The sequence below is a fragment of the Massilioclostridium coli genome, from assembly GCF_900095865.1.
GTDB lineage: Bacteria > Bacillota > Clostridia > Oscillospirales > Ruminococcaceae > Massilioclostridium > Massilioclostridium facile.
On record NZ_FMIZ01000006.1, the window covers coordinates 569,822 to 581,328 of the forward strand.

Consider the following 11,507-nt stretch of genomic DNA (forward strand, 5'->3'; position numbering starts at 1 on the left):
ATGAAATTTTTAGAGCAACCGATCCATTCTTTAAAGGGAGTAGGCGTAAAGCGCGCCCAGCTGTATGAAAAGCTGGGCGTCCTTTCGGTCTATTCCCTTTTAACCTATTATCCAAGGGATTATATAGATTTTACCCATCCCAAACAGATTTCTGACGCAATCATAGGAGAGAGCTGTGCTATTTTTGCCAGAGTATATAAAAAGCAGCCGGAACAGAGGATACGGAAAGGCATGGTGCTGTATAAGGTATTTGTAACAGATGGAATCTCCGATATGGTTATTACCATTTACAACAACAAATATGCCTACATGGGCTTGGAATTGGACCATGATTATCTGTTTTACGGAAAAATTTCGGGGAATTTTGTGCGAAAGGAAATGAACTCACCGCTAGTTCTGCCGCCGGAGGGTCAGTTGACCATGCAACCAATTTATCCTCTAACTGAAGGGCTCACCTCTAAAATGATTATTACCAACCAAAAAGAAGCTTTATCCTATGCGACGAAAGAGGCATGGGAACCGTTCCCTAAATGGATTTTGGAACAATATCATCTGTGTGGATGGAATTACGCCATGCAGCAGATTCATTTCCCGAAAAATAAATTTGAGTGTGCTATTGCCCGAAAACGGCTGGTATTTGAGGAACTGTTGGTTTGGCAAATTGGTATGATGCTCCTTCGGCAAAACGGGCTGGAACAAACAGCCGTTCAAATAAAGGATACAGACTTATCCCCATTTTTACAGCAGCTTCCTTTTACTTTGACAGATGCACAACTGCGGGTAATTCAACAATGTGTGGAGGATTTCCAGAAAGAAACACCAATGAACCGACTAGTGCAGGGAGATGTTGGATGTGGTAAAACAATGGTGGCGGCAGCCTGTTGCTACTTGATGGCGAAAAGCGGCTTTCAATCCGCTATGATGGCGCCAACTGAAATTTTGGCAACCCAGCATTATGAAACCCTGTCCAATTTATTGGAACCATTGGGTATCCATGTCTGCCTTTTGACTGGTTCGATGACCAAAAAACAAAAAGATACAGTAAAATCGGGGGTTGAACTGGGAATCTACCAACTAGTAGTTGGTACTCATGCGTTGGTGCAGGACAGTACTGTGTTCCAAAAATTAGGGTTGGTGATTACCGATGAACAACACCGTTTTGGCGTGGGACAACGGCAAAAACTCGCCAGTAAAGGGGATCACCCTCATGTTATGGTCATGTCAGCAACCCCAATCCCCCGTACGTTAGCGTTGATTTTATATGGGGACTTGGATTTATCTGTGATTGACCAACTTCCAAAAGGTAGGCAAACTATTGATACTTTTGCCATTCCTCCAAGCAAACGGGAACGGGCTTATGGGTTTATCCACAATTTATTGGAGCAGGGTAGGCAGGCATATATTGTTTGTCCGATGATTGAGGATTCCGACCGGGATGCTGCCAATGTTGTGGCTTATGGGGAACACCTAAAAAAGACTTGTTTAAAAGATCATACCATTGGAATTTTACATGGAAAATTGGCAGCCCAGGAAAAAGACGATATTATGAACCAATTTAAGCGAGGGGAACTGCAATTACTAATTTCTACTACTGTAGTAGAAGTTGGGGTGGATGTCCCCAATGCGGTGGTGATGATGATCGAGAATGCCGAACTGTTTGGGTTATCCCAAATGCACCAATTACGTGGGCGTGTTGGACGTGGTACCGAGAAATCTTACTGTATTTTGGTTTCTGGCTTAAACACACCGGAAAACCGACAGCGTCTGGATACTATGTGTAAAACTACCAATGGCTTCCAGATTGCGGAACAGGATTTAAAACAGCGGGGACCAGGAGACTTTTTTGGTAAACGCCAGCACGGTATGGTCAATTTTAAACTGGCAAATATGGTAGAAGATATGAAAACATTGGAAACTACCCAGGCTTTAGCACAACAATTGGTGCGGGATGATCTCGGGTTTTATTCCCCGGAACACCAAGGTTTAAAATGGCTAATTGAACGGCTGTTCCAAGAAAAAGAAACCGCATTATAAAAATTTTGATTGGATGATGGTGAGAAATATATAAGGTTAACAATCGAAAAAACGCAAGATTTTTTGATAAATGACAAAGGCTTATTAATTTTTTCAAGAATATAAAATGATAGATTTATTTACAAAATAGGTTCTGTAAAAACCGTATGATGATAAAAATATGGGGTTGACAACCATTTTATTTCGTGCTAGTATAAAATCAATAAAACAAAAACGTTGATGAGGACGGCTTTATTACAGGCGTTTGGAGAAGAGAATTACCGCCACCCGGCTGAAAGCGGTAAACAGATAGTAGTAAAGCATACCACCTCGGAGCGTGTGGTGAACCACATCGGTAGCCAACCGTTATTTTGGCATACAAGTGGCATCTGTTATTAGGTGCAATTTGGGTGGAACCGTGGAGTAATTAGCTTCATCCCATAATTGGGATGGAGCTTTTTTGTTTTGGTAATCAATAAGAAAGGACTTGAGTAAATGATTCAGGTAACGTTAAAAGGCGATGTTGTAAAAGAATTTGAATCCGGTATTTCTGTTGCGGAAATCGCGAAAAGTATCGGCATGGGCTTGTATAAAGCTGCATGTGTGGCAAAAATCAACGGTGAAATTTGCGACTTGCGTACCCCTGTGATGGAGGATGCAAAAGTAGAGATTTTAACGTTTGAAGATGAGGAAGGGAAAAAGGCATTTTGGCATACTGCTTCCCATATCTTAGCTCAGGCAGTAAAACACCTGTACCCACAAGCAAAATTGGCAATTGGGCCAGCTGTGGATAATGGGTTCTATTATGATATCGACTGTACACCAGCTATCACATTAGATGACTTGGCAAAATTGGAAGCTGAAATGAAGAAGATTGTAAAATCTGGGTTGGAACTGGAAAGCTTCACCCTTTCTCCAGAAGAAGCAATCAAATTGATGGAAGAAAAGCAGGAACCTTACAAAGTAGAATTAATTCAGGAACATGCTGGAAAAGGGGAACCGATTAGTTTTTACCGTCAAGGTGATTTTGTGGATTTGTGTGCTGGGCCCCATTTGATGAGTGTTTCTCCTGTGAAAGCATTTAAATTGACCTCTGCTACTGGTGCTTATTGGAGAGGGGATGCAAACAACACCCAGTTAGTTCGTATTTATGGGACAGCATTTCCAAAAGCAAGTGAGCTGGAAGCACATCTTGCAGCAGTAGAAGAAGCGAAAAAACGTGACCACAACAAATTGGGCCGTGAATTGGGATTTTTCACTACTTCTGACTTGATTGGTCAAGGATTGCCAATTTTATTGCCAAAAGGGGCCCGTGTAATCCAGCTACTGCAACGATTTGTAGAGGATGAAGAACAAAAACGGGGTTGGCTGCTGACCAAAACTCCATATATGGCGAAAAGTGATTTATATAAAGTATCAGGCCACTGGGATCACTACCAGGACGGCATGTTTGTTTTAGGCGATCCAGAAAAAGACGATGAAGTATTTGCGTTACGTCCAATGACCTGTCCATTCCAATATCAGGCATATTTAAGCAAAAAACGTTCTTACCGTGAGCTTCCTTTGCGTTATAACGAAACATCTACTTTGTTCCGTAACGAAGCAAGCGGAGAAATGCACGGCTTAATTCGTGTACGCCAGTTTACTATTTCGGAAGGACATCTGATGTGTCGGCCAGACCAGCTGGAAGATGAATTTAAAAGTTGTTTGGAACTAGTTATGTTTATGTTGAAAACACTGGGGCTATATGAAGATATCTCCTACCGTTTTTCTAAATGGGATCCAGAAGACAGAGAAAAATACATCGGTACGCCAGAACAATGGAATGAAGCGGAAGGCAAAATGGAAAAAATTCTAAATCATTTGGAAATTCCATATAAAGTTGGTGTTGGAGAGGCTGCTTTCTATGGTCCTAAACTGGATATTCAAATCAAGAATGTGCATGGAAAGGAAGATACTTTAATTACCATCCAGATTGACCTTATGTTAGCCGAAAAATTTGGTATGGAATATGTAGACGCGGATGGACAGACCAAAAACCCATATATCATTCACCGCACCTCCATTGGTTGTTATGAAAGAACCCTTGCCCTGTTAATTGAAAAATATGCTGGCGCATTCCCATTGTGGTTGGCTCCAACTCAGATAAAACTGTTGCCAATCGCAGACCGTCATCTAGATGCTGTCTATGAAATTCAGAAAAAACTACAGGCTGCTGGCATCCAACGTGTGGAAATAGATGACCGCAGTGAAAAGATTGGTTATAAAATCAGGGAAGCACAACTAGAAAAAGTACCATACATGCTATTGGTAGGAGATAAGGATATCGAAAACAATGTAGTATCCGTCCGTTCTCGTAAAGATGGCGATATTGGTGCTATGAGCTTAGAGGAGTTTATTGAAAAAGCAAACGAGGAAATTCGTACCAAAGCAATTCAATAAGGAAATCAGAATAGATCCAATGGGTAAAGATCCGTTGGGTCTATTTTTTTACCAAGGTATTAAGATAAACGATTTTTCTTGTTATATTTTCCTGGAAGTTCAATGAAAAACAGTTATTGATTTGAACTATAAACGAAGTTGCTAGATAGGAACGATTTTAAGTTATAATCGTTACTTTACAAAGCCTTGATAAATCGAACCCATATTTTTATTGCGTCTTTGTGTCCTGCTGCCACTATTAAGCCCTCTTATAAAAATAATATTTGAGCGTTGTAGTTTACATAATAGAAATTTTTTCTTATAACATGTTTAATTTCTGAAAATAAAAAAGCATATTATTACAAGAAATACTTCGTAAAATCACATGTTCTTTTGGTTTCCAAACGTTTAAAATAGGAATATAAGGATCAATTGATGTTTATCATTTGATATTGCCGTTTGAGTCGGCAAAAGATCAAAGGAGGATGAAGTAAAAATGAAAAAACAAAAAACGTGGAAGAAAAAGGTGGTTTCGGGTTTACTGGCGGCTTTACTGGTTTCTTCTACAGTAGCTGGCAGTGTAGCGGTATCCGCTACCAATCAGGGAACCAGTTTTCTTGACCAGTTAAACGCAAACTATAATAAACCCGCACAAAGCAACGCTACAGAGGTAAGATGGTGGCTTCCAGAAGGTGGGCATACTGACAAGACCATTATAGAAGAAATTAATACCATGCACGAACAGGGATTTACAGGATTTGAACTTTGTATGTTAGACGAAGCGGGCGTTAGCGCTGATGTTTATGGTTATGGTTCCGAATCCTGGCAACACGATGCGAAAGTGGCCATTACAGAAGCGGCTAAATTGGGCATGCGGGTTGGCATTACCAGCGGTACACATTGGACACATGCCAACATTCCTGGGTTAGATCCAAACTCAGAAGCAGCTGGGCAGGAAATTGGTATTTCGGTTGAAAACGTAAAAGCAGGACAAAAAAATCAGGGAACCCTTATACTTCCTCCAGTAAAAAGAGGGATTGCTACAGAGGATGTGAAAAAAACTTTTGTAGGAACTTATGCTTATCGTGTTGGTTCTAATGGAAATGGGCAACAGACAATTTTGGATACCAAAGTGGGTGCTATTAACCTGACTGATCAAGTAAAACAGGTAGATGATCAAACATGGACACTGGATTGGACAGCACCAAACGATGGAGACTATGTGATTTATTCCATGTGGCAACAGGGTACATGGCAGTCTCAAGAACCAGCACAAGAAGATTCCTATGCAATTAACTATTACGGCAGTGCAGGTGTAGAAGCATTAAAGGAATTTTTAAAAAACTATTATTTCTCCGACTCAGAATTAGTAGAGGCAATTAAAAATGCAGATATCCAATTCTTTATGGATTCTCTAGAAATTTCCACAAGCCAGGGGCAGCGAAGCTTATACTGGAGCAATGAGATGCGGCAGGAATTTATCAATAAAAAAGGCTATGATGTTGTTCCTTATCTGCCGCTGCTTTACGGTATCAGTACTGGTGCAAACTTTACTGGTGCGGGCAAACCTGATGGTGTAGACGGCGTACGTATTGGGAATGTGGCACTCAGTGGTTCGGATGGCGCTACAATCGATGAGATGACAACGTGGAGAATTACAAACGACGTATACGATGTGCAAACCCAGCTGATTCAAGAAAAAATGATGGAACCATTGAGAAAATGGTTGAAAGAAAATTATAATATTACTCTTCGTTCCCAAATGCCATATGGTACTTATATGGAAACCTCCGAAATGGGTATGGCAATGGACTATGTGGAAACGGAAACCTTAAATATGAAGGATCAGACAGATACCTACCGCTTGTGGAGTGGCGCAGCCCACATTATGGATATGTTATATTCCTCTGAAACCGCTTGTGTAACCGGCTTAAACTATGGCCTGACCGAACAAGATTACATTAAAATCGCCAATTTGGAATATGCAGCGGGTGTAAACCGTGTTATCTGGCATGGACACGCCTCTTCTTGGGGCCCAGAAAGTAATACTAGCTGGCCAGGATATGAAGGAATGGGCGCAGGTCTATCCACCCGTTTGGATTCCCGTAACCCTGATGCAAAAGATTACTCTGAAATGAATGATTACTATGGGCGTGTACAGAAATTGCTTCGTGAAGGTGTATCCCGTACCGACCTTGGTATCCTCCACTTAAACTATGGTGAAAACACAGAATGGCCAACCCAATATGCAGACTGGATTGGTAACCATCAGGGAATTTACTGGACAGATATGTCCTTACAAAATGCCGGTTATACCTATGACTATTTCTCACCGGATTATCTCAATAAGATGGAATACAATGCAACGACAGGAACCTTAGGCGATACAGTTGGATATCAAGCAATTTTGGTACAACAGCAGAGGATGCCAGTGGATGCAGCAGAACGGCTGTTGGAATTAGCAAAACAAGGTTTAAAAGTAATCTTTGTAGATGACGCTGCTACAATAACCCCATATTACAGCGAATCTAATGAAGATTTGAAAACGGTTATCGATGAAATCAAACAACAGAAAAATGTTGTAACTGTTGCTTCTGAAGCAGAAGCTTATCCAGCATTGTTGAACATGGATGTAAGACCACGTGCGGAATTGGTTGGCTCCAATGAGCAGATTCTCACACAGATGAGGGAAGATAAAGACAATAATCGGTATCTCTACGCTTATAACTACTGTGATGACCAACACAAATTCTTGCAGTATAAAACTACTAACCCACAATCCCATGGGACAGTTGCCAATACTGATATGTCTATAGACGGAATGTATGTTCCATATTGCATTGACCCTTGGACTGGGGAAGTGGAGAAAATCGCTAACTATCGATATGAAGATGGCAGAACGATTTTCAATTTAACACTGGAATATAATGATGTTGCTTTATTTGCGTTTGAACCTGTATCTGAAGAAGAATTGCATGTTGTCAATACAGATGCTGATGTAAGTAACCACAATGGCGATTTTACGGTGCGTGCAGTAAAAAGTGGTACTTACAATACGACCTTGAGCAATGGCAATACCTATAGAACAACGTTGGACGTTCCACAGGCAACTGAACTGACCAATTGGGATTTGTCTGTTGAGAACTGGACAGCAAGTGATGTAACAGATAAACGTTCCGAAACTCGGAAAACTACCGTATATGATAAAGACACCGATTCTTTCCAGGAAGTCGATCTGACAACCGAAGAAGTACGTTACCAAACCAACAAGGATATTATTTCGACTCACTTGGATACCCTTACCACCTGGGATAACATTCCAGAAATCGGAAAAGAGGTTTCCGGTATTGGCTATTACACCACCACTTTTAATTGGGATGCTGATTCTGCGGATGGTGCATACCTTGACCTTGGAACATTCCTCCAGAACGCAGTTGTGGAAGTAAACGGCCAACGTGCAGAAACAGTGGATGTGGTTGACTCTGTAATTGATATAGCTGACCTGCTCAAAGATGGCGAGAATCGTTTGAAAATTACAGTAACCACTACATTGGAAAACCGTATGCTTGCTATGGGTAAAGTTTCTGAAGGAAGCAATACCTATGATGGAGTAGATAAGCTGGTAGGATTTAATGGCTACAGATGTACTTACCAATCTAACGGCTTATCATCTGTCACATTAATCCCATATGCGGAAGAAAAAATTGCTTTGCCAGAAGAAAATTTGGTGATGTCAGCATCTGCGCCGGAATCCGCTATTGTAAACGAAAACTTCGATGTTACTGTTGTAACACCTGCAACGGTTGATGACATTAAGATTTATGATGAAGCAAACAAAGAGATGCCTCTTAATACAATAAAATCGGTTGTAAATGAGGATGAAACCAAAACCTGGACAATTACCATGGCAGTTGATACTGTCGGAAACGACCGTACTTTTAGCATTGCCGCAAAAGGAAAAGTTGGGTATTTCATCAATTCCGGTGTGACCTTTACTATGGATATTATAGCAGAAGGTTCCTCTTCTACTGGCTCAGAAAGTTCTTCTGGTTCAGGAAGCTCTGATGAGAATCTCCCTAGCACAGGGGAAAGCATGCCAATCGTTGCAGCAGCTGCCCTAGCACTGCTTGCAGGTGCAGGAATTGCCTTGGCAAAACGCAAAAACCATAAATAATATAAAATTGATATAGTATTTATTTTTCCTTTTCCATTGATTAAACAAAAAAATACCAGCCTTTTTAAAAGGTTGGTATTTTTTGTTGCTATTTAAAACGGTAATTCAGGTGATTAACGAAAACTGTACTATACACTCATATTTGAGTAAGAAAATTCTCCATTAAACAAAATGGAGTAAAAACCATCCTTAAAGGAATACCAGACTGGATAAGTAAATGGATAATCCATTAGTATGGTTCAATTTTACAGCAAGTTTTAGTAAATGCTATGTTTCAATTCTATATTTCTTGAGAAAAGGTCTGATACATACCAGTTTTACTGGCTTATCATTGTTATTATAGATCTAATAGGACAGTTAAAAATTATACTGATAAATTTTGAAATGAATGGTTTGCTTGAACAATTTTTCGGTATTCAGATGGAGAAACGCCGTATTGTTTTTTAAAGACATGGTGCAAATAACTCGCATCGGTATAGCCAATTAAATGGGCGATGTTTTCCATTGAGGTAGAACTTGTTTCCAGATATCGTTTCACCAGTTCAAGTTTTGATTCTTGCAGGATTTTGGAAAAGCTTTTTCCAGTATATTCATGAATTTTTCTGGAAATATAGCTTTCTGAATAATGGAATTTTTCCGACAGTTCTCCTAATGAAACAGTGGTGAGATTACTGTTGATATAAGTAATAAGATTGCTCATCAACTGTTGTCCTTTTTGTTGATGAGTAGTATCGTAAATACACATTAAAACTGTGATTAAGGCGATTAATGAAGACTGTACCATGGATTCATAATAAGGCCTTTGTATGGTTAATTCGTCCAGAAGGTTATTGATGTAAGGGTCAACAGAGTAAGCTGGAGAGCAGGGGAAATAGATATAGTCCATCATTTTTTGGTTATCGCAAATATAGTTGATGAGAAAACCAGACATCATATCATTGCTTTTTTGCATAGATAAAATGGTTTGTTTAAAAATATCTTTTTGAATGATAATGTTAATAACACAATCGTTTTCGGATAAAGTGCCTATCGCATGGGTAATATTTGGATTAAATAATATTAGATCTCCCTGCTTCATATGAAGCCTTGATTCTGGCATTAAATTGATACAGGAACCCCGATAAACATACGCAAGTTCAAAAAAATCATGGCGATGGTAATAGTAGCCATCTGGGTCAAAGATAGGAGGCCAATGGAGGCAGACATCCACTAATGGACGGTTTTTCATTGGTAAAATAGTGATGTATCCGTTGGATTCTAGTTGAGACTTAATTCTAGTAGGAGTGTTTTTTAAGGTGCAAACAGGAGGACGTGTCTGTTGAAAAGTTTGTACTTTTTGCTTTAAATCTTCCATTTAGTTTTCTCCTTTCCACCAAAATACTTCCCATAACATAAAACTCATTTTCTAAATAATGCCTAAAATTATTATATATTTCATTCAATAATTTGTCAACATACTTTTAAATTGAGAAAAAATAATATTTAGTGTGGTATAAAGCTGAGAAAATTTTTATCACAGATAGTTGAACTATATTATATACAAGAATTGTTTTTACAATTTTTTTGATATAAAAATGAATTTATGTTAATTGTTAAATCTCGACAAAAAACAACAAATTGTTTTGTTGGATTCAATTCTATCTTATGACCAAAAATATTGGTATAATAATTTATAAGAATCAATATAAAAGGAGGATTTTCTTGTGGAAGATATTATGTTTACTTCAGGATTTAATTTTGAAGGATATCACATAACAAAATATTATGGTGTATTTACTGGGGAAGCTGTAATAGGGACAGGACCTATTAGCGAATTAAAAGCGAATTGGTCAGATGTGCTTGGTATTAATAATAAAGCGTTTTGTGATAAATTAGATATTGTAGAAGGAGATGCAATTGTAGCGTTAAAGGAAAATGTATCTAGACATACTCATGCTAACGCAATTATTGGGGTAGATATTGACTTTAATATGTTTGCGAATAATTTGATAAGCGTTATTGTAAATGGTACAGCGGTAAAAATTGAAAAGGACAAAATAAAAGAGGAATACTCCAAAATATTGGATTGCCCGGTAATGGACTATAATTTTTCGATTGATATACGTCCTTGTAAGGCAAGATTTTATATTAGTGATTCGAAACCCACTCTCATGCAGTTACAGGTATATAGCTATTCGCCTAAATTTCTTTCCGCCATGCAGTTTGATCTATCGGTTAATACCTTATTAGGGGACCAATACAAAGTGACAGATATGATTTTAGCGGATTTTAAAATAGATCAAGAACAATCTACTAAAACAATCGGGGTTTATCAAAGTGAAAGAATGCCCATTGAGCTTCCAATCTCCAATTTTAGAGCAATTGAATCAGTAAATATCAATGTAAAAAAATATAAGCAAGGACAAGAAATTGGAAAACCGGCTTATGCCAATACAGTAGTATCATTCCCAGTAACAGCTTTGATCCAGTTAAAGAAAAGATACGGGGATGACGCAGTAAGTGAGATATTTGAAACAGACGATACATGGACCTGTGCTTGTGGATACCAAAATTCACTGGTATTGGATCATTGTAGTTTATGCCATCGCCAAAAAGGAGAAACAATTTGTGGTGACCCACAAGAGACAATCGAAAAATATTCCCTTTACCATACTATTTTAGATGAGGTGCAACCATTAGGAAGTGCAAAAGAAATTTTGGAAGGACTGAAACGTCATCAAGGTGAAATTCCAGACGAAATTATTGAGAAAATTGAAAAAATGGCTACAAACGAAGCGATGTTTGGGAATATGAAGCGGGATTGTATCCAGTATTTAGAGCAACAGCTACCTCATTAGAAAATGGAATAAAATAAGGCGGAACCATTTGGTTCCGCCTATTGTATTATAATAGAGAAAGA

At 38.8% G+C, this 11,507-nt stretch carries 5 protein-coding genes; 4 read left to right on the forward strand and 1 reads right to left on the reverse strand.

Features of this window, described 5'->3' with window-relative positions; genetic code table 11:
• The 3 genes from recG (at position 1) to BQ2683_RS04795 (ending at position 8,608) form a co-directional block, all read left to right on the forward strand.
• Positions 1 to 2,034, forward strand: a complete 2,034-nt coding sequence (gene recG / locus BQ2683_RS04785) for an ATP-dependent DNA helicase RecG (RefSeq protein WP_069987645.1) — start codon at positions 1 to 3, stop codon at positions 2,032 to 2,034.
• Between the two features lie 474 nt (positions 2,035 to 2,508).
• Positions 2,509 to 4,455, forward strand: a complete 1,947-nt coding sequence (thrS, locus tag BQ2683_RS04790) for a threonine--tRNA ligase (protein ID WP_069987647.1) — start codon at positions 2,509 to 2,511, stop codon at positions 4,453 to 4,455.
• Between the two features lie 475 nt (positions 4,456 to 4,930).
• Positions 4,931 to 8,608, forward strand: a complete 3,678-nt coding sequence (locus BQ2683_RS04795) for a glycosyl hydrolase (RefSeq protein WP_069987649.1) — start codon at positions 4,931 to 4,933, stop codon at positions 8,606 to 8,608.
• A 364-nt stretch (positions 8,609 to 8,972) separates the two neighbouring features.
• Here BQ2683_RS04795 and BQ2683_RS04800 read toward each other — a convergent pair whose 3' ends face one another.
• Complete coding sequence (locus BQ2683_RS04800; protein WP_069987652.1) at positions 8,973 to 9,962, reverse strand: AraC family transcriptional regulator; 990 nt, start codon at positions 9,960 to 9,962, stop codon at positions 8,973 to 8,975.
• Between the two features lie 349 nt (positions 9,963 to 10,311).
• Between BQ2683_RS04800 and BQ2683_RS04805 the strand changes: the two genes are divergently transcribed.
• On the forward strand, positions 10,312 to 11,445 hold the full coding sequence (locus BQ2683_RS04805; RefSeq protein ID WP_069987655.1) for a YbjQ family protein: 1,134 nt from the start codon (positions 10,312 to 10,314) through the stop codon (positions 11,443 to 11,445).
• Positions 11,446 to 11,507: the final 62 nt, after the last annotated feature.